This window comes from Swaminathania salitolerans (assembly GCF_007988945.1).
Taxonomy (GTDB): Bacteria; Pseudomonadota; Alphaproteobacteria; order Acetobacterales; family Acetobacteraceae; genus Swaminathania; species Swaminathania salitolerans.
This window is the reverse complement of the sequence record NZ_BJVC01000001.1, coordinates 474,777-494,470: the sequence shown is the minus strand read 5'-3', so window position 1 is coordinate 494,470 and position 19,694 is coordinate 474,777. Positions and strand designations below refer to the sequence as shown.

Below are 19,694 nucleotides of genomic sequence, written 5' to 3'. Positions count from 1 at the left end.
CGGGTCGCTCCGTTCAGTCGTCTTTGTTGTCGAGATCGCGCAGGACCTCGGGACTGCGCAGGAGCGCATCCATGTCCATGGCGTGTTCGAGCGCCGTATCGGGCTGGAAATGGATCTCCGGCACGATGCGCGAGCGCAGGGTCTTGGAAAGACCTGTTCTCAGGAAAGGTGCAACCCGCTTGAGAGCGGGGAGGATTTCCTCGATGTCGCTCCGGCCGAGACGGCAGACGAACGCCGTCGCGTGGCGGAAATCCGGAGAAATCCGGACCTCGGTAACAGTGACGTGAACGCCCGCCAGCTCCGGATCGCGAAACTCGGTGCGCGCGAACAGGTCCGAGAGGACCCGCCGCACTTCTTCCGACATTCTCAGCTGACGCTGCGAGGGACCTGCCGCATCCTGTCCGGCAGCGCCCCCGGCGAGTTTGGACCGCCCTCCCCTCATGCAGGGATGACTTCCATTTCGTAGCACTCGACCATGTCGCCCTCACGAAGGTCGTTGTAACCCTCGAAGGAAAGACCGCACTCGTAATTGCGCGCCACTTCCTTGACGTCGTCCTTGAAGCGCTTGAGCTGGCTCAGCTCGCCCTCATGGATGACCACGTTGTCACGCAGCAGACGCACGCCGCAACCGCGCTTGACCACGCCCTCGGCGACGTAACACCCGGCGACCTTGCCGACCTTCGTGATGTTGAAGACCTGACGGATCTCGGCGTAACCGAGGAACTTCTCGCGATGCTTGGGCGCGATCTTGCCCTTGACCAGCTGCTCCACATCGTCGGTCACCTGATAGATGATCGAGTAGTAGCGGATATCCACATCCTCGCGCTGCGCCATTTCCCGGGCCTGCGACGTGGCGCGGACATTGAACGCGACGATGATGGCGTTGGAGGCCTTGGCGAGCTGGATGTCGCTTTCCGTGATCTGACCGACAGAGGCATTGAGCACGCGGATGCGCACTTCCTCATGCTCGAGCTTGAGTACCGAGGCCTGGATGGCCTCGGCAGAGCCCTGGACGTCGGCCTTGATGAGAAGCGCCACTTCCTTCTGCTCGCCTGCCTGGATCCGGGCCAGCATCTGGTCGAGCGTGCCGCGCGCCGCGGCACGACCGGCAGCGGCCTTCTCGCGCAGCTTGCGCTGACGGAACTCGCAGATCTCGCGGGCACGGTTCTCGTTCTCGACAACGACGAAAGGCTCGCCTGCACCGGGAACGCCCGTGATGCCCAGAAGCTCGACCGGCATGGACGGACCGGCTTCCTTGAGCTGACGCCCCTTGTCGTCGAGCATGGCACGCACGCGGCCCCATTCGGCACCGGCCACAACGATATCGGACCGGTTGAGCGTACCCTTCTGGACCAGCACCGTCGCCACGGGACCGCGACCACGATCGAGACGGCTCTCGATGACCGAGCCTTCGGCGACACGATGCGGATTCGCCTTCAGGTCGAGCACTTCCGCCTGGAGCAGGATGGCCTCTTCCAGCTTGTCCAGACCCGTGCGTTTCAGCGCGGAGACCTCGACATCCTGTACGTCGCCGCCGAGCGCCTCGACCACGATCTCATGGCTGAGAAGCGCCTGACGCACGCGGTCGGGATTGGCTCCCGGCTTGTCGATCTTGTTGATCGCCACGATGATCGGGGCATCGGCTGCCTTGGCGTGCTTGATGGCCTCGATCGTCTGCGGCATCACACCATCATCGGCGGCCACCACGAGCACGACCACATCGGTCACGGACGCGCCACGGGCACGCATCGAGGTAAAGGCTTCATGGCCCGGCGTGTCGACGAAGGTGATCTTCGCACCGCTGGGCACCGTTACCTGATAGGCACCGATATGCTGGGTGATGCCACCCGCCTCGCCTGCCGCCACATCGGTGGTGCGCAGCGCATCGAGCAGCGACGTCTTGCCGTGATCGACGTGACCCATGACGGTCACGACCGGCGCACGCGTCACGAGATCCTCGGCGCGGTCGTCGACGCCCTCGATTCCGAGTTCGACATCGCTCTCAGCAACGCGGCGGACCCGGTGTCCGAATTCGCTGATCACCAGCTCGGCTGTATCGGCATCGATCAGCTGCGTGGCTGCGGCCATCACGCCCATCTTCATGAGCGCCTTGACCACTTCCGCCTGGCGCGCAGCCATACGGTTGGCGAGCTCGGCGACCGTGATGGATTCAGGCAGGATCACGTCACGCACCACGCGCACCTGATCGGCACGCAGGCGCTCGAGTTCCGCCTGACGACGCTCGCGGTCGCGCTGACGGCGTACCGAGGCGAGCGAACGCGTCTTGTCATCGTCACCCTCGATCGCGGCACGCACGTCGATCCGACCCGAGCGGCGCGATTCGCCGCTCTTCTTCGGCACGGCGGGCGCGCCACGGCGCGGCGGGGCCGCGGGAGCACGACGCGGCGACGCACGACGGTCATCCTCGCCTTCGCTGCCGCGACGGAGGTGCAGGGTTTCATTGCGGGCACCGGCCGGTGCCGAAGCCGCCGCGGGCTTGGGCGTCGCAGGACGGGGTGCCATGACGGCACGCTCGGCAAGCGGGCGCAGCCGTTCCATCGGGGCCGCGAGCTGGACGCCACCGGTCCGGCGTGCGGATTCGGCAGCTTCGAGCGGCGCACGACGGGCCGCCTCTTCGCGCTCGCGCTCGGCGGCACGCGCCTGGCGCTGCGCTTCGAGCGCCTCCTGCTTGACCTTGTCCTCGGCAGCGGCGGCCATGGCCTTTTCATGCTCGGCTGCCTCGCGGGCGGCCTCCGCTTCACGGGCCGCAGCCTCGGCGCGCGCTTCTTCCTCGCGCTTGGCCTCTTCGGCAGCCGAGAGAATACGGATCTTCTCTTCCTCGAGACGCGCGGCTTCCCGCGCGGCTTCCTTGCGCTGCTCCTCGAGAACACGCTGACGGATCGCGAGCTCCGCAGGAGTCAGGGCGCGACCGGCACCGGCACGGCCACCCCGGCCGCCACCGGCCGGGCCGCGACCGTCCTTGCGCTCGTTCGTCTCGCGCTTCTTGCGCACCTCGACCTGGACGACCTTGGAGCGCCCATGGCTGAAGCTCTGACGCACCGATCCCGCGTCCACCGTTCGTCCGAGTTCCATGCGCCCGCCCGGACGCAGGGACAGACGTCCCTTACCCTGGTCACCCTGAGCCTGGGCGCCCTGATTCTGGACATTATGGCCTTCTGTCTGGCCGCCCTGAGCCTGAGTGCCCTGGTCCCGTTCGTTGCCTTCGCTCATATACCTGCCTGTTCCCGTCCGAGCCGCTCATCGCGCGGCTCTGGAACCAACCCATCGGTCAGCCCCGAAAATCGTTCATGCTCAGCCATCAGACGCTGTGCCAGCGCACCACGCGCCACCACAGCATAGACCGCATGTTCCCGCCCGAATGCCGTCGCGAGCACCCGGGCTGGTAACGTCAGTACCGGAAGATTGCCGTTCCCCGATATCAGACGCCGCAACTCATCCGGGCTTCCGCCCGATCCCTGGATCACGATACCCGCCTTGCCGGCAGCGATCCATTCACGACACTTAACAAACCCACAGAGAGCCTGCCCGGCACGGCGCGCAAGACCCAGTCCCTGCACAAGCCGCGCTTCTAGGCCCGAAACCACTGCTTGCGCAATATCCTCGGGCACCTTCACCGGCTGACGCGCTGCTCTCGAGAACAGGTGACGCGTCCGGGCGGTATCTAGCACATCCCGCCGTGCGCTCAACCAGATTCCCCGTCCGGGCAGACGTGCAGCCAGATCCGGGGTGACCGTTCCATCGGGAGCGATCACGAAACGCAGCATGACGTCCGGATTTCCGGTCTGGCGGGTCACGATGCAGCGACGCTGCGTATCGTTCCCTTCTTCAGCCCCATCGGGAAGATCGTCGAAACGATCCCCCTCTTCAGCACCGGTTTCGTGAAAATCAGACGTCGGAAGCCTCCCCTTCCGCAGAAGCAGCAGGGGCCTCTTCGGCCTGCTCACCGTCGAACCAGTGTGCACGGGCTGCCATGATGATCTCGTTGGCAGCATCCTCGTCTATATTGTCACTGCCGAGCATTTCGACAAGCTCGTCACCGGCAAGATCGGCAAGATCGTCGAGCGTCCTGACGCCTTTCTCGCCCAGCGTGACCAGCATGGTATTCGAAAACACCCCGAGTTCGGCGATCGAATCCTCGACGCCGAGGCCACGACGCTTGTCGTCCAGCTCCTGTTCCTTCTGCATGAGGAACTCCTCGGCCCGACGCATCAGCTCTTCCGCGACGCTCTCGTCGAATCCCTCGATGGCGTGCAGCTCGTCGGGGTCGGCATAAGCCAGTTCCTCGATGGTGTGGAACCCCTCGGTGACGAGCAGCCCCGCGATCACGTCATCGACATCGAGCGCATCGACGAAGAGCTGGGTACGCTTGCGGAACTCTTCCTGACGGCGCTCCGATTCCTCGGCTTCGGTCAGGATGTCGATATCCCAGCGCGTGAGCTGGCTGGCCAGACGCACGTTCTGACCGCGACGACCGATGGCGAGCGAAAGCTGCTCGTTCGGCACGACCACTTCCACGCGACCGGCTTCCTCATCCATGACCACCTTGGTCACTTCGGCAGGAGCAAGGGCGTTCACGACGAAGGTCGCGGCCTGCGGGCTCCACGGAATGATGTCGATCTTCTCGCCCTGGAGCTCCGCCACGACCGCCTGCACGCGCGAGCCGCGCATACCGACGCAGGCACCGACCGGATCGATGGACGCATCCTTGGAGACGACCGCCATCTTGGCACGCGAGCCGGGATCGCGCGCCACAGCCTTGATCTCGATGATTCCATCGTAGATTTCGGGCACTTCCTGCGCGAACAGCTTGGCCAGAAAGGCCGGATGCGTACGACTCAGGAAGATCTGCGGCCCACGTGTCTCGTCGCGCACGTCATAGATATAGGCGCGCACGCGATCGGAATTGCGGAACGACTCGCGGGGGATCAGCTCGTCACGACGGAGCAGTGCTTCCGTATGACCGATCTCGACCATGAGGTTGCCGTATTCGGTGCGCTTGACCGTGCCGTTAACGATCTCGCCCACGCGGTCCTTGAACTCGTTGTACTGCTTCTTGCGCTCGTATTCCCGCACGCGCTGCACGATGACCTGCTTGGCGGTCTGGGCGGCGATACGACCGAAATCGATAGGCGGCAGCGGATCGACCAGATGCTCGCCGAGCTTGATTTCCGGCTGGAACTTCAGGGCGATCGCAAGCGGGATCTGGGTATCCTCGTTCTCCACGACCTCGACCACCTCGGTCCAGCGTGACAGGCGCACCTCGCCGGAGCGGCGATCGATCGTCGCGCGGATATCCTTCTCGTGCCCGTATTTGGCGCGGCCGGCCTTCTGGATGGCCTGCTCCATCGCCTCGAGCACTTCTTCACGATCGATATTCTTTTCACGCGAGACCGCGTCTGCAACCAGAAGCAGCTCAGGACGGGTAACGGAGGTGTCCATCAGACGAAATCCTCAAATACGGTGCGCCTTCCGGCGCCACCAGCAGAAACGGAACGGTCCGGATAACGCGCGTGCGCCCTCGGGCTCAGTGCGCTTTCCGACCGGGCTTGGACCCCTTGCCCGGCTTGGAGGGATTCAGCTTCGGCGTCTTGCGACGCGACACCTCTTCTTCTTCACTCCCTTCCTCATCCGATGCAATGCCCATCATGGCGGCACTGGCGTCGATGAGAGCGTCGGTCAGGACGAGGCGCGCCTTGCGGATGGCCCCGATCGGGAGGACGGCTTCTTCCCCCTCGTCGAGACGGATAACGGCATTGCCGTCACGCGTACCGGTGATGATGCCGGAAAACCGCTTGCGGCCGTTCAGCGGGAGGTCGAGCTCTGCCTTGACGAGATGGCCCGAAAAACGCTCCCAGTCCTTCAGTCGCGTCAGGGGGCGATCGATACCGGCAGACGACACCTCGAGCGTCCATGCGCCGGGAATCGGGTCGTCCACATCGAGCACGGCGCCCACAGCGTGGCTGATCTGCTCGCAATCCTCGATTCCGATCAGGGAACCGTCGGCGCGATCCGCCATAATCTGGATGGTCGGCGTCTCGCGACCCAGAACGCTCAGGCGCACGAGCTCGTAACCGAGATCGGTCAGGGTCGGCTCGATCTGCTGCGCGATACGCGCCTCGAGACCGTTCAGACTGGGAATTTCATTGGCCAAGACAAAAAAGGCGGCCCGTCAAGGCCACCCCCCGATAAGACGAAAGATGAATGGAATACGCGCTGTTTAAGCCAATGTCCCACCCGATGCAAGAGTTGCCCGAATGCACGATGCGGATGCACGCGCCTGATGCAGGATCCGGGCGCACGCGCCCGATGCAGGACATCGGGAGGGGCCGGCCCGGGGACGTCGCGTCCCTCGCCTTCGTCTGCCATCCTTCGTATCCCCGGTTGCTGGCCCCCGGTTACTGTGGCCCCGGTTACTTTGGCCCCGGTTACTTTGGCAAAGGTTGATTACACAGCGGAAAGATAGCGGCGCTTGCCGAGTCCCGCGTTATCCTGTCACAGTCCCGTGCGATGAACGATGTTCCCGAACCCCAACTCAAGCCGCTCTCAGATGGATCGGGCACGACGTCTCGTCACGCCGGCTCCGCGCGCACCTCCATGACCCCCAGACTCGTGCTGGCGGCGGCCGTCATCGTCGCGTGTTCCGGAGGTATCCTGTGGAAGACATCGTCATCTTCGCCCCCCGCGCCCCGACCGGGCATCGTCGGGGCAGGCCAGCCAGACCCGGCCCCGGGACTCCGTCCGGATGCGACACATCTGGGCGCACAGCTCGCGCTCGTTCCGACCAGTCAGGTGAAGGCAGCTCTGGCAACGACGGGATTCAGCAGCCAGCAAAAGACCGATATCCTGGCAGCCGTCAAAAACCGGCGCATGCGTCTCGTCCGGATGCCGATCGCGCAGATCGCAGGCCCGGTCGGGCAGTCCGTCACCATCACCTCGGGCGGGATGCGGCAATCCCTGCTGCTCAGACCGACGCTCCAGTCCGTCGTCCTTCCGATCTATCTGGCAGGTGAGGTCATGATCAATCCGACAACGCCCCCGCCTGTCGGCGGGCTCGAAACCGGAATACTCACGGCGCTCGGCCCGCAGCTTCTCCCGCGTTTCACCAGCCTCGACCAGCAGCTCGTTCTGGACGTCATCGTACAATGAAAGCCCTTCTGCCCGCGCTGAACCGTCTCATGCCGTTGATGATGGTCATATTCCTGATTCTGGCGAGCATTCAGGCAGCCGTTTCCCTTCACCTTTCGGGCGGGATGCTGATCCGCTTCTTGTCCTGGGCACGCGATGCCTATCTTCCGATCGCAGGCGTCTCAGCTCTCCTCACCGTTTCGGGGCTTCTCTACGAGGTCCGCTCCACAAGACTGGCCCGAAAGGGACTTCGTCGTCGCAAAGGCTTCGTTATGGATATTCTCGCCCGCCTGACAAATCGCGTCGCCCTGGAAGAGCTTCTGGCCCAGGAACAGAAAGAAGTCGCAATCAATGCCGAGGAACTGGCCGCCGGGCTCCGTGCCAAGGTGGTCGGGCAGGACCAGGTTTGCGAGGATATCGCCCAGCAGCTGAGACGGCGACTGGCGCTGACGGTCAGAAACAGACCGGTCGGTATCTTTCTTCTCGCTGGCCCCCCGGGAACCGGGAAGACCTATCTCGCCAAGCAGATCGCCCGGCAGATGGAGCGGCCGCTCCTGCATTTCGACATGACCCAGATGTCCAGCCCTCACGCAGCGACCATGCTGTTCGGATCGCCCAAGGGATATGTCGGCTCAGACAGTTTCGGCAAGCTCACGGGCGGATTGCAGGAAAAACCCGATGCCATCGTGTTGCTGGACGAGATCGAAAAGGCGCATCCGGACGTCTTCAAGAAGTTTCTCACAGCCTGGAATGACGGGCATGTGACGGAAGCCTCGACCGGAGCGCAGATCTCCACGACGCGCGCGATCTTCATGCTGACATCGAATATCGCTACCGAAGCCCTGACCGAGATCGTCGATCGTCTCCACGACGATCCCGATCGTATGCGTGCGGAATCGACGGAAGCGCTGCGCAAGGCGGGGTTCGCACCCGAGGTGCTCAACCGTCTCGATCGTATCTTCGTTTTCCGTCAGCTGCGCGATCTGGATCTGGCCCGCGTTGCGGCGCTCGAAATCGAGGCGATGATCAAGGGGTACGGTCTGAATGTCGAGGCAGGGGGAATCGATGCCCATCTGCTCTTCCAGTTGATGCAGCGTCAACAGAAACTCGGCGCGGGAGCCTCCGCACGCGATCTGGTTCGCTCGATCGAGGATATGGTCAGCGAGAGTCTGATTCTCGCCCGCCAGAACGATGCAAAGCTCGTCCGTCTCGTCATGGGCGATGACGGCGCGCGCGCGGAAATTGCCGATGAGAGAACCTCGCTCAATGCCCGTCTGAGCCCCTGATCGTCTCCAGGATCCTGAAACGTGTCTGCATTCTCCCGTTTATGGCGACGAGCACCTCTCTGGCGGTCCACGATCTATGTGGCTCTCGCCTTTATGCTTCTGAGCCTGATGTTTCCCATGCCCTGGATGCTCCGCAAGGCGCCCTGGCTCGGCCATGTTCCGGGCATGCAGCGCCCGACCTCCCCTGCGGGACAGGACGCGGCGTCTTCCCGGGATGACGGCCCTTCCACCCCGGGCAGTGGAGCCGCGCAGAGCCAGGCCGATAATGGCACGGACAGGCTCATGACCCCCGATATCACGCGGCAGATCGTGGGCTCGATCGCTTTTGGCGGTCATACGCTCCCGCTCCCCGCCGGGATCTGGCATCCCGTCCTCACAGGACAGTACGGCCCTGGCGGGCAGATGCTGATCAACATCCTCGTCCGGACGGATCGCGGGATCGTCACCGGCGTGACGATCGCGAGGACCGCAGACGCGCAGCTGCCCGTCGAGATCGTCCAGGAAGCGAGCGGTCGCTGTCACGACGACCGGAATTATGCGGCGCATGTATTCGCCGATCGCGCTGACGGCCGAAGCGAATGCGCCTTCGTTGCCAATGCCGTCATGGGTCCCAACGGGGTCATATCGCCCGACGAGCTGATCCAGCTCGCTTTCAGGCGTCTTTCGGCGCTCGGATTTCCCCTGCCGTCGCTTTTCATCGTGGCGAGCTGGATCCGCAGCTCGGGCGCCACCGATAGCGAAAAGGGAACCTCCGCCGTCACCTATCTGCTGTCTCCGACAAACGCGGGAACGGTGCAGCTTCTCGCGCCCCTGCCCTACTGGGACAAGGAGACCCTCTCCCAGGCGCCGGCAGCGAGGGCGTTCGTCCAGAAGACGGATCAGTGGTTCGAGAAATGGATTCCCCTTCTGCGCCGCGACATGACCCGGGAGACGTCGAACGCTGCCATTCCCGAAACCCTCGCCCGCGATCCTGCTGCACCGACATAGGGATCCGGCTTCGGAAAGCGTTCCTTGGCGCGGGCAAGGCCGGTTTCCGTTTTCTCAGTGATGTCCCGAGCGCATGAGGCTCTGGCCGAGCCGACGTTCCACATGGCGCGCGAATCTGACGAAAGGCAGACCGAGCAGAAGATAGGCGGCACCGATCAGAAGGCCCGTGCCTATGTAATCGTAATAGGTCGACGAGAGGCGGATATAGGTCTTCGTCAGCTCCGTCAGCGTGATCACGCTGACGAGCGAGGAATCCTTCAGCAAGGCGATGAAGTCGTTGGTCATGACCGGCAATACGGTCCGGAAAGCCTGCGGAACGATCACGAGACGCACCGCCTGGGCATGGGTCATGTTCAGCGCGATTGCGGCTTCCATCTGCCCGCGCGGCACGGATGAAAGCCCTGCGCGGTAATTCTCGGCCTCATAGGCCGCATAGTTCAGCCCCAGCGCCAGAACGCCCGCGAAGAATGGCGAGAGCCTGATACCGAGGCCCGGCAGGCCGTAGAAGATGAAGAGAATCTGGATGAGCAAAGGGGTGCCGCGCACGATCTCGATATAGAGCCCGCTCAGATCCCGCACGAGACGGGGGCCGTAATGGCGCCCCAGGGCCAGAACGAGGCCGAGGGCAACCGCGATAACCATCGCAAGAGCGGAAACGACCAGCGTCAGCCCCGCCGCCTTCGCGATGATCGGCAGGAAGCCGACATAGCGACGGAGCCTTCCCGTCCAGCCGGTCTGGCTTCGCATGGCGTCCTGATAGCGCAGCCACTGCACGGGTGCGACATGGCGCTCCGTGTGATCGCCGGTCATCCGCGCCATTGCGGGGGTCCAGAGATTCCAGCGCCCCAATATGTCCTGCATGGTGCCGTCCTGCATCATGGCACCGAGAACGCGATCCACTGCATCGTGCAAGGCCGTGTTGTCCTGACGAAAGGCGATGCCGTAACGGGTCTGCCCGACCGGATCGCCCACGATCACGAGATCGTCCGTCACGCCCGCATAATAGAGCGCAATCGGTTCATCCAGCAGCAACGCATCCAGTCTGCCGTTCCGCAGGTCTGAGAATGCATAGGTCTCCTCCTCGTAGGAGCGCACCGTGACATGCGTCTCGCGCTGGAGCAGACGCTCGGCCAGCGTCTCCTTGATGGTTCCGACCACATGCCCGCGCAGGGCGGCGAGGGTATTCAGGTCCTGACGATCCCTGCGCACGACGATCCGGTCGCCCGTCACGTAATAAGGGCGCGAGAAGAGGGCCGCCTGCAGATGATCGGGCGTCATCTCGATGCCATCCACGACCATGTCGTACATGCCCCGTTGCAGCCCGGGAATCAGGCCGTCCCAGTCGTTCTGGACGAAACGGGAGGGACGCCCCAGCCGACGGGCGATCTCCTGCACCATATCGTATTCGAACCCCTCGAGCCGGGTCGTATCCTCGGGGTCGTGAAAGACATACGGCACATTGGCCTCGCCGTCCGAAGCCCATCTCAGCGCCTTTTCCGGCGAGGGGGAAACGGAGGCGGGACGCGACTCCGCCCGGGCCGGGGATATGACCCATGAGCCGGGGCATGAGCCGGGCCACGAGCTGGCCCACGAACCGGCAGGAACGATGAGGCACGATATCGCGCCGAGCAACACCGCAAGCAGCCGGAGGGGGAAGAACGCCCTCACAACAGCGTCCTGAGGAAACGACGGGTTCTCTGATCCGCAGGAGAGGCGAACAGCGCTTCGGGCGCCCCGCTCTCGACGATCCGGCCGCCTTCAACATAGAGCACCCGATCGGACGCTGCGCGGGCAAAGCGCATGTCATGGGTCACCACGATCTGCGTCATCCCTTCCTCGTCGAGACGACGCATGACCTGCAGCACCTCTTCGGCCAGTTCGGGATCGAGCGCCGAGGTCGGCTCGTCATAGAGCATGACCGCAGGCTTCATGGCCAGAGCCCGCGCGATGGCTGCGCGCTGTTGCTGGCCGCCAGACAGGGTGGCGGGAAAACGCGCGGCCAGCCCTTCCAGACCGACCTTTGCAAGAAGGCTGCGCGCCAGAGGCTCGCTTTGTGACGGAGGGGTCTTCTTGACCGCACGCGGCGCCATGATGACGTTGTCGAGCACGGTGCGATGCGGAAAGAGATTGAAGGACTGGAAGACCATTCCGACCTGGGCGCGCAACCGGTGGGCACGGCGCTCCTGCGCGCGGTTCCAGCCCTGTTCGCTCTTCTTGTCGATTTCGACATCTCCCATCCGGATCGATCCGGAATCGGGGATCTCGAGAAAATTGAGACAGCGGAGAAAGGTCGATTTCCCGCAGCCCGAAGGGCCGATGATGGAAATCAGCTCCCCTCGCTTCACACGAAGCGACATGTCGTGAAGCACGACATGTCGCCCGAAGCTCTTGGTAATGTTTATGGCGTCGAGAACGGTCTCGGCGTGATCAGTCAGTTTCGGTCATCCCGCGCAGGACATAAGGGAGAATCCCTCCATGCCTGTAATAGGCGACTTCATCAAGCGTATCGATGCGGCAAAGAAGCTCGACCTGCTCGGTTTCGCCGCTGGCGCGGGTGATGGTCATCGGAACGGTCATGCGTGGCGTGATGGCGTCGAGCCCGCCGAGCGTGATCGTCTCAGAGCCATCCAGCCCCAGGGTCTTGCGGGTCACGCCCTCACGGAAGGTCAGAGGCAGAACACCCATGCCCACGAGATTGGAGCGGTGGATCCGCTCGAAGCTCTCGGCGATGACAGCCTTGATACCGAGCAGCCTCGTGCCCTTTGCCGCCCAGTCACGCGAGGACCCCATGCCGTATTCGCGCCCGCCGAACACCACGAGCGGCGTCCCGTCCTGCTGATAGCGATGCGCCACGTCATAGATCGAGGCCACCGTGCCATCGGGGAGATATTTCGACATTCCCCCTTCCACGCCCGGCAACATCTCGTTGCGGATGCGGATATTGGCGAATGTGCCACGCACCATCACGCGGTCATTGCCGCGACGCGAACCATAGGAGTTGTAATCCGCAACCGATACCTGATGCTCGCTCAGGAAGGTTCCGGCCGGAGAAGACGGCTTGATGGCCCCTGCCGGAGAGATGTGATCGGTGGTGATGTTATCGCCCAGAAGCGCCAGAATGCGCGCATTCTCGATGTCGTGCGTCTCGCCCGGCTCCTTGGTCAGCCCCTCGAAATAGGGCGGCTTCTGGATATAGGTCGAGCTGTCGGACCAGGCGAAGGTACGGGCATCGCTCGCCACGGCGAGCGCCTGCCACTGCCGCGTGCCGCGGGTGATGCTGCCATAGCGCTCGACGAAGCTCTCGCGCGTCACCGATGCGCTCATCAGATCGGCGATTTCCCGGTTGCTCGGCCAGATATCGCGCAGGAAGATTTCCCTGCCATCGGTCGAGATGCCGAGCGGCTCGCTGGTGATATCCTTGCGCAGCGTGCCGAGCAGGGCATAGGCAACCACGAGCGGCGGGCTGGCGAGGTAATTGGCACGCACGTTGGGCGAGATGCGTCCCTCGAAATTGCGGTTGCCCGAAAGCACCGAGGTCGCCACGAGCCCGTTGCCCTCGATCGCATCCACGATCGGCTGGGCGATGGGGCCTGAATTGCCGATACAGGTGGTGCAGCCATAACCGACCGTCTCGAAGCCGAGCGCATCGAGATCGGCGCTGAGACCGGCCTTGTCGAGATAATCCGTCACCACCTGCGAGCCGGGGGCGAGCGACGTCTTGACCCAGGGCCTGGGCTTGAGGCCGAACGCGCGCGCCTTGCGGGCCACCAGACCGGCAGCCACGAGAACGGCCGGGTTGGAGGTATTGGTGCAGGAGGTGATGGCAGCGATCACCACATCGCCATGGCCGATATCGTAATCCGAACCCGCCACGATGGCGCGCTTGCGCGCATCGTCGGGCTTCACGCCCAGCGTCGTGGTCAGGGCTTCCTCGAAAGCCGAGGTCGCATCGGTCAGGGCCACACGGTCCTGCGGGCGCTTGGGGCCCGCCAGCGAGGGGATGATGGTCGAGAGATCGAGCGACAGGACCTTGGAGAACACGGGCTCGGGCGTGCCGGCATCGCGGAACATGCCCTGGGCGCGCAGATAGGCTTCGGTCAGATGGATGCGATGCTCATCGCGACCCGTCTGGTGCAGATACTCCAGCGTCAGCGCATCGACCGGGAAGAAACCGCAGGTCGCGCCATATTCCGGTGCCATATTGGCGATGGTCGCACGATCGGCCACCGGGAGATGATCGAGGGCGGGGCCGAAGAACTCGACGAACTTGCCGACCACGCCTTCTGCGCGCAGCATCTCGGTAATGGTCAGAACCAGATCGGTCGCGGTCGCCCCCTCGGGCAGCATCCCTTCCAGACGCACGCCGATCACGTCGGGGATCAGCATGGCGATGGGCTGACCGAGCATTGCGGCCTCGGCCTCGATGCCGCCCACGCCCCAGCCGAGCACGCCCATGCCGTTCACCATGGTGGTGTGGCTGTCGGTGCCATAGAGCGTATCGGGATACGCATAGTCCTTGCCATCGACCTTGCCGGTCCAGACGGCCTGCGCCAGATACTCCAGATTGACCTGATGGCAGATGCCCGCACCCGGCGGCACGACACGGAAATTCTCGAACGCGCCCTGCCCCCAGCGCAGGAAGGCATAACGCTCGCCATTGCGCTCGAACTCGATCTCGACATTGCGTTCCAGCGCATCGGCGCTGCCCGCCACATCGACCATGACCGAGTGATCGATCACGAGATCGACCGGCACCAGCGGGTTCACCTTCTCCGGGTCACCGTCGAGCGCGATAATGCCATCGCGCATGGCAGCGAGATCGACCACGGCGGGAACGCCGGTGAAATCCTGCATGAGAATGCGCGCAGGTTTGAAAGGCACTTCCTTGTCGGAATGCCCCTTCGCCACCCAGTCCACGATCGCCTGGGCATCCTCGGCGGTGTAGGTCTGGCCGTCCTCGAAGCGCAGGACATTTTCCAGCAGGACCTTGAGGCTGACGGGCAGGCGGGAAAGATCGCCCAGCCTCGCTGCAGCCTCGGGCAGGGAGAATATGCGATACGCGCGGCCATCGACCTCGAGATCGCGCATCACGCCCAGGGAATCCCGTCCGACGGTTCTCATGGCTTGTCCTCCTGCCTCTTCATCTGGCCCTCAGGGGCTGGGCTCTCTATACAGTCTCGGGCCTAATTCGCACAGAGTCGAATGAAACCCTCTCAGGAAGATGTTACCCTTCGATCATGTCAGGTTTCCCCCCGCCTAACGATGCCTGGCTTCAGGCCCATGACGTAACCGTGATCCGCGGCGGTCGCCTCGTGCTCGACAGGACCGGGTTCGATCTGGATCGCGGGGAGGCGCTCATCCTGACCGGCCCCAACGGTGTCGGGAAATCGACTCTCCTGCGTTGCCTCGCAGGCCTCATCCGGCCGTTTTCGGGGCAGATCACCTGTGATGGTCAACCGGCAGACGATCCCGACACGGCGCCCCTCCTCGCCTATCTCGGCCATCAGGACGCCCTCAAGCCCGGCCTGACCGTGGAGGAGAATCTCGCCCTGACGGCGCGGCTTGGCGGCGGCTCGATCGTCTCCGCGCTCGACGCATTCGATATGGCGGATTCGATCACCCTGCCCGCACGCCTTCTTTCCGCAGGGCAAAAACGCCGTGTCGCCCTGGCGCGGGTCCTGCTGCGCGGCGCACCGCTCTGGCTGCTCGACGAGCCGAGCCTCGGTCTCGACACCGCCGCGACAGAGCGGCTCGGCGCGGTCATGACCGATCATCTCCGGAAGGGCGGGCTCATCGTCGCGACGACGCATATCGACCTGCCTCTGGTGTCACCGCGTCGCCACGCCCTTACTCCTGTCGCCATCGAGGCCTCGACGCCATGGTTCTGAGCCTCTTTCTCTGCGTGCTCGCGCGCGATCTCCGGCTGGCTCTTCGCCATGGCACCGACACGCTCGCCGCATTGCTGTTCTTCCTTCTGTGCGGCAGCCTCTTTCCGCTCGCGCTTGGCCCCTCCCCGGATCTTCTTCATCGCATGGCACCGGGTATCATCTGGGTCTGCGCACTCCTTGCAACGCTGTTGCCGCTGGACCGGATGTTCGGCGCCGAACTCGAGGACGGCTCGCTCGATCACCTGCTTCTCGTCGGCCTGCCCCCCGCACTCGTCGCCCTTGCGAAAATCCTCGCGCACTGGCTGACCACCGGTCTGCCGCTCCTGATCATGGCCGCGCCGCTCTCTCTCATGCTGGGCGGCAAAGGAAGCGATATCGCTCCCCTTCTCGCCGGGCTGGCTCTGGGTACGCCGCTTCTTTCCCTGATCGGCGGCATGGCGGCGGGGCTGGTGCTCGGTGCGCGGCGCGGCGGGGTTCTGCTGCCTCTGCTCGTCCTGCCGCTTGCAACGCCGGTGCTGATTTTCGGCGCCGCGGCATCCGACGCGACCGTGCCCGGGACGGGTCACGGGATCGAGCTCGACTGGCTCGGTGCCTTTCTCGCCCTTGCCCTGCCTTCATGTCCGCTTGCCGCGGGGAGCGGCCTGAGAGCCGCGACTGCCTGATGCGGTTTTTCCGTCATCTCCTCCCTCGGCATCTTCTCCGTCGACATCTCCCTCGCTGGCACGCTCCTCGCCGGGCCTTGTTCGCGCATGCGCCGCCTCCGGCGCGATCCGGATAATGTTTCCGGGTGATGGGTCCCGTCGGAAGACCCGTCCGGCTCTGACGCCCGGATTTCCTTTCTCCGCCCCGCGCCTCCCTGTCGTTCCTCTGTCTATCGCTCCCCTATCCTGTCATTTCCCTTCCCTGGCATTTCCCTTCCCTGGCATTCCCCTTCCCTGTCATTTCTCTATTCTGTCGCTCCTGTTCCCAGTTTTTGCTGTTTCCTGTCGTTGCGGAATCCGATCATGACACTCTCCAGACTTCTCGCCGGCGTCGCCTTTCTCGGTCTGGCGGCTCATCCCGCCATGGCCGAGCCGGGCTATCTTCGCGATCCCGACATCGCAGGAACCTCCCTCGTCTTCGATGACGAACAATCGGTCTGGAGCGCCCCCCTGGCCGGAGGCAGGGCGAACCGCCTGACGGCGCCGCTCGGCGTCGATCCTCACCCGATCATCTCTCCCGATGGCAGGCAGGTCGCCTTTCTGGCGAATTTCGACGGGCCGGAGGAAATCTATACCATGCCGGTCGGCGGCGGCTCGCCCCGACGGATCACGTTCGAGAACCGGAACGTCATGCCCATCGGCTGGGACAGGAAAGCAGGCATACTGTACAGCACGACACCGGAGACCGATCCCGGCTTCGGCAGGATCGTCGCCTCCATCCAGCCCGCCAACGGGACGAAACGGATCTATCCGCTTGCCGAGGCAAATGACGTGGCGCTCGGACAGAACGGCGAGTGGCTGTATTTCGTTCGCTTCGGTCTCTCGATAAGCCACGACCATCTTCGCCGTTATCGCGGCGGGGCCATGGCGCAGCTCTGGCGCTACCGCATCAGGGGCGGCGAAGAGGCCGAACGGATCGGCCCGCAAGACGCGAATCTGAGGCGGCCGATGCTGTGGCGCGACCGGATCATCGTCGTCAGCGACAAGGGAGGACGCGACAATCTCTGGAGCTTCGCCCTCGACGGAACCGACGGGCATGCCCTGACGGATCATGAGGATTTCGGTGTGGGCCATGCGGCGCTGAGCGGTGACACCGTGGTCTATCAGTGCGGCGCCGACCTCTACCGGTACGACCTCGCCCATGACGCAGGATCGCGCATCGCTCTCGACATCGCGAGCGACCACCCGGCCCGCCGCCCGCAATGGCTCGACGACCCGTTCCGCTTCCTGACGGATACCGCCCTCTCTCCCGACGGGCGGCAGGTCGCGATGACCCTGAGGGGGCATGTCATACTCGGCGCGCCCAACGGGCGCAGGCTCGTCCAGCTCGCCCAGGCGGGGAATGCGAGACTGCGCCACGCACGCCTCTCCCCCGACGGCCGGACCGTCTATGCGTTCAGCGACAAGGGGGGCGAATCCGAACTCTGGGCCTTTCCTGCTATCGGCGGGGGAGAATCGCGTCAGATCACGCACGGGCTTGGCGGTCAGCCGACCGGCCTGTGGGTGGCGCCCGACGGAAAGACGCTCGCTCACACCGACCGTCTCGGACGCCTGCGGCTGCTCGATCTGGCTAGCGGCAAGGACAGGACGATCGACGATGCCCGCCTCGACGGTCAGGCCGAGTACGACTCCCTCGTCTGGTCCCGGGACGGTCGGGCGCTGGTTTTCGTCCGCGCCCGGGGCGAGTCTGTCCGCCGCCAGCTCGCTCTGTACGATCTGACCGATCACAGCACGCGCTGGATCACCAGCAGCAACTACGATTCCTTCGGCCCCGCCTTCAGCCCGGACGGGCATATGCTCTGGTTCCTGTCCGACAGGGCGTTCACCCTGGCCAATGGCAGCCCCTGGGGGGATCGCAATCCGGCACCCGTCTATGACAGGAGAACGGGCGTTTTCGCGCTGACCCTGCAGAAGGGAACGCGGTTTCCGTTCCTGTCCCCGACCGAGCTCGATCCGGCACCCCATGCGGCAAGGCCTCCGGCGATGCCCACGCCGGGCAAGACGGCGCCCGATGCGACCGGCACCGCATCCCCCCTGCCGCCCATCGAGGCAGAGGGCCTCGCAAGACGCCTCTATCAGGTTCCGGTTCCTGCGGGCAGATACAGGAAGATCGCCGCCTCGGCCAAGCGGCTCTATCTTCTGGCCTCCAGCGACGCGCATCCCTCCGACGATACGGAAAATATGGTGCTCTCACGGATCGCGATCGGCAACGAGCGCGCCGCAGCGGAGCTTCTGGAGGGCCATCTGGCCGATCATCTGCGCGATATCGCCATGACGCCGGATGGCGCGACCCTCATGCTCGTCTCCGGTGCGAAGAAGCAACGCCCCCGGATCCGCCTGATCGCGGATGGAGACGACCTCGGGGACGAAACGCCCAAGGGAGACGGACACAGGAAGACGCAGAACGAAATCGGACTGAAGGACTTCCGGCTCAGGATCGATCCGGGCGCGGAGTGGCAGGATCTGTTCATGGATGCCTGGCGTCTCCACCGCGATCACTTCTACGATCCCGCCCTGCATTCGGTGGAGTGGACCGCCATACGGGACCGCTACAGACCGCTTCTGGCCCGCGTGCAGGACCGGTCCGATCTGGACGATCTGATGGGGCAGATGATGGGCGAACTCAACGCCCTGCATTCGCAGATCCGCCCCGCCGAAACGCCCGGCCGCCCGGCAGGCAGCCTGATCGCCAGCCTCGGCGCCATTCTGGTCAGACAGCCGGGAGGCTATCTGATCGATCGTATTCTCGAAGGAGACCCCGACCTCCCGGAGGACCGCTCTCCTCTCGCGGCGCCGGAAGTGGATGCGGCTCCGGGCGATCTCATCGTGTCGATCAACGGACGCCCGCTGGCGGAGCAGCCCGATCTGTCCACCTTGCTGGCCGATCAGGCCGGGCGGCAGGTTCTGCTGACGCTCAAGAGGCAGAACCGGAAGATCGAGACGGTGGTCATCGCGATCGACGGGAAGAAGGAGGCCTCCCTCCGTCAGCGGGCCTGGGAAAACGACCGGGCAGACCGTGTCGCGCGCCTCGGGAAAGGACGTCTGGGATATCTGCATCTCCGCGCGATGGGGCCGGACGACATGGCACGCTTTACCCGTCAGTTCTTCGCCCAGATCGACAAGGACGGACTGGTCATCGATGTCCGGCGCAACAAGGGAGGCAATATCGATTCATGGATCCTGTCCGAATTGCTGCGCAAGGTCTGGATGTTCTGGTCGGATCACGGTCAGGCGCCCCAGGGCAACATGCAGCAGAGCTTCCGCGGCCATATCGTCGTGCTCTGCGACGCCTTCACCTATTCCGACGGGGAGACCTTTGCCCAAGGGGTGAAAACGCTCCGGATCGGCAAGCTGATCGGCATGCGCACGGCAGGGGCCGGCGTCTGGCTTTCGGACAGCGACCGTCTCGCGGATAACGGACTCCCCCGCACGGCCGAGCGCCCCTATTTCGACCTCAACGGCCACTGGCTCGTCGAAAATCACGGGGTCGAGCCGGATATCGAAGTCGAGAACCTGCCGAATGCAACGTTTACCGGCAAGGATGCCCAGCTCGATACGGCAATCGAGGTGCTTCAGCAGGAACTCGCCGCCCATCCCGTCCCGCCGCTGGCGCCCGAGGCGTTCACCGATTCTCCGGAAGCGATCCCCCATTGAGGCCGCAACGGATCGGGTTCGGGGCGGGCTCG

Annotated in this window: 13 protein-coding genes and 2 pseudogenes; 6 read left to right on the top strand and 9 right to left on the bottom strand. The window is 64.2% G+C overall.

The features are described from left to right. Positions 1 to 13 precede the first annotated feature (13 nt). The 6 genes and pseudogenes from rbfA to rimP all read right to left on the bottom strand — a co-directional run bounded on the left by rbfA (position 14) and on the right by rimP (position 6,172). On the bottom strand, positions 14 to 442 hold the full coding sequence (gene rbfA / locus SSA02_RS01955) for a 30S ribosome-binding factor RbfA (protein WP_147092230.1): 429 nt from the start codon (positions 440 to 442) through the stop codon (positions 14 to 16). Continuing rightward, a pseudogene (gene infB, locus SSA02_RS01950) lies at positions 439 to 2,583 on the bottom strand (translation initiation factor IF-2); the annotation flags it as partial. The gene rbfA and the pseudogene infB, both read right to left, overlap by 4 nt. A 116-nt stretch (positions 2,584 to 2,699) precedes the next feature. Then, positions 2,700 to 3,231 (bottom strand): annotated as a pseudogene (locus SSA02_RS13030) (translation initiation factor IF-2 associated domain-containing protein); the annotation flags it as partial. After that, positions 3,228 to 3,935 (bottom strand): RNA-binding protein, encoded by a 708-nt coding sequence (locus SSA02_RS01945; RefSeq protein ID WP_371859168.1) that lies wholly within the window; start codon positions 3,933 to 3,935, stop codon positions 3,228 to 3,230. The pseudogene SSA02_RS13030 and the gene SSA02_RS01945, both read right to left, overlap by 4 nt. After that, positions 3,907 to 5,460 carry a transcription termination factor NusA gene (gene nusA, locus SSA02_RS01940; protein WP_147092227.1) on the bottom strand — a complete coding sequence of 518 codons (1,554 nt, stop codon included), beginning with the start codon at positions 5,458 to 5,460 and terminating at the stop codon, positions 3,907 to 3,909. The genes SSA02_RS01945 and nusA overlap by 29 nt, the downstream gene beginning before the upstream one ends. An 85-nt stretch (positions 5,461 to 5,545) precedes the next feature. Further along, positions 5,546 to 6,172, bottom strand: a complete 627-nt coding sequence (rimP, locus tag SSA02_RS01935; RefSeq protein ID WP_147092226.1) for a ribosome maturation factor RimP — start codon at positions 6,170 to 6,172, stop codon at positions 5,546 to 5,548. Positions 6,173 to 6,615: 443 nt separating this feature from the next. Here rimP and SSA02_RS01930 point away from each other — a divergent pair, with 443 nt between their 5' ends. The 3 genes from SSA02_RS01930 to SSA02_RS01920 all read left to right on the top strand — a co-directional run bounded on the left by SSA02_RS01930 (position 6,616) and on the right by SSA02_RS01920 (position 9,419). After that, on the top strand, positions 6,616 to 7,167 hold the full coding sequence (locus SSA02_RS01930) for a hypothetical protein (protein WP_147092225.1): 552 nt from the start codon (positions 6,616 to 6,618) through the stop codon (positions 7,165 to 7,167). Further along, positions 7,164 to 8,432, top strand: a complete 1,269-nt coding sequence (locus SSA02_RS01925; protein WP_147092224.1) for an AAA family ATPase — start codon at positions 7,164 to 7,166, stop codon at positions 8,430 to 8,432. The genes SSA02_RS01930 and SSA02_RS01925 overlap by 4 nt, the downstream gene beginning before the upstream one ends. Before the next feature lie 78 nt (positions 8,433 to 8,510). After that, positions 8,511 to 9,419 (top strand): hypothetical protein, encoded by a 909-nt coding sequence (locus tag SSA02_RS01920; protein ID WP_147092223.1) that lies wholly within the window; start codon positions 8,511 to 8,513, stop codon positions 9,417 to 9,419. 54 nt (positions 9,420 to 9,473) lie between these two features. On the opposite strand, the gene SSA02_RS01915 is transcribed toward SSA02_RS01920, so the two are convergent. The 3 genes from SSA02_RS01915 to acnA form a co-directional block, all read right to left on the bottom strand. After that, a complete protein-coding gene (locus SSA02_RS01915) occupies positions 9,474 to 10,967 on the bottom strand; it encodes an ABC transporter substrate-binding protein/permease (protein WP_246103605.1) in 1,494 nt (497 codons plus the stop codon). Between the two features lie 116 nt (positions 10,968 to 11,083). Beyond that, complete coding sequence (locus tag SSA02_RS01910; RefSeq protein WP_147092640.1) at positions 11,084 to 11,776, bottom strand: amino acid ABC transporter ATP-binding protein; 693 nt, start codon at positions 11,774 to 11,776, stop codon at positions 11,084 to 11,086. A 70-nt stretch (positions 11,777 to 11,846) separates the two neighbouring features. Further along, entirely contained in the window at positions 11,847 to 14,540 is a 2,694-nt protein-coding gene (gene acnA / locus SSA02_RS01905; RefSeq protein ID WP_147092222.1) for an aconitate hydratase AcnA, read from the bottom strand. 116 nt (positions 14,541 to 14,656) lie between these two features. Between acnA and ccmA the strand changes: the two genes are divergently transcribed. The 3 genes from ccmA (at position 14,657) to SSA02_RS01890 (ending at position 19,662) form a co-directional block, all read left to right on the top strand. Further along, entirely contained in the window at positions 14,657 to 15,307 is a 651-nt protein-coding gene (ccmA, locus tag SSA02_RS01900; protein WP_147092221.1) for a heme ABC exporter ATP-binding protein CcmA, read from the top strand. Beyond that, entirely contained in the window at positions 15,298 to 15,969 is a 672-nt protein-coding gene (gene ccmB / locus SSA02_RS01895; protein ID WP_147092220.1) for a heme exporter protein CcmB, read from the top strand. Before ccmA ends, ccmB begins: the two co-directional genes overlap by 10 nt. A 342-nt stretch (positions 15,970 to 16,311) precedes the next feature. Then, positions 16,312 to 19,662, top strand: a complete 3,351-nt coding sequence (locus SSA02_RS01890; protein ID WP_147092219.1) for a S41 family peptidase — start codon at positions 16,312 to 16,314, stop codon at positions 19,660 to 19,662. The last annotated feature ends 32 nt before the right edge of the window (positions 19,663 to 19,694 follow it).

What these genes read in the sequence shown, in the direction of transcription:
- rbfA (WP_147092230.1), bottom strand. Translation starts at nt 442, where the DNA reads ATGAGGGGAGGGCGGTCCAAACTCGCCGGGGGCGCTGCCGGACAGGAT.
- nusA (WP_147092227.1), bottom strand. Translation starts at nt 5,460, where the DNA reads ATGGACACCTCCGTTACCCGTCCTGAGCTGCTTCTGGTTGCAGACGCG.
- SSA02_RS01930 (WP_147092225.1), top strand. Translation starts at nt 6,616, where the DNA reads ATGACCCCCAGACTCGTGCTGGCGGCGGCCGTCATCGTCGCGTGTTCC.
- SSA02_RS01925 (WP_147092224.1), top strand. Translation starts at nt 7,164, where the DNA reads ATGAAAGCCCTTCTGCCCGCGCTGAACCGTCTCATGCCGTTGATGATG.
- SSA02_RS01910 (WP_147092640.1), bottom strand. Translation starts at nt 11,776, where the DNA reads ATGTCGCTTCGTGTGAAGCGAGGGGAGCTGATTTCCATCATCGGCCCT.
- acnA (WP_147092222.1), bottom strand. Translation starts at nt 14,540, where the DNA reads ATGAGAACCGTCGGACGGGATTCCCTGGGCGTGATGCGCGATCTCGAG.
- ccmA (WP_147092221.1), top strand. Translation starts at nt 14,657, where the DNA reads ATGTCAGGTTTCCCCCCGCCTAACGATGCCTGGCTTCAGGCCCATGAC.
- ccmB (WP_147092220.1), top strand. Translation starts at nt 15,298, where the DNA reads ATGGTTCTGAGCCTCTTTCTCTGCGTGCTCGCGCGCGATCTCCGGCTG.
- SSA02_RS01890 (WP_147092219.1), top strand. Translation starts at nt 16,312, where the DNA reads ATGACACTCTCCAGACTTCTCGCCGGCGTCGCCTTTCTCGGTCTGGCG.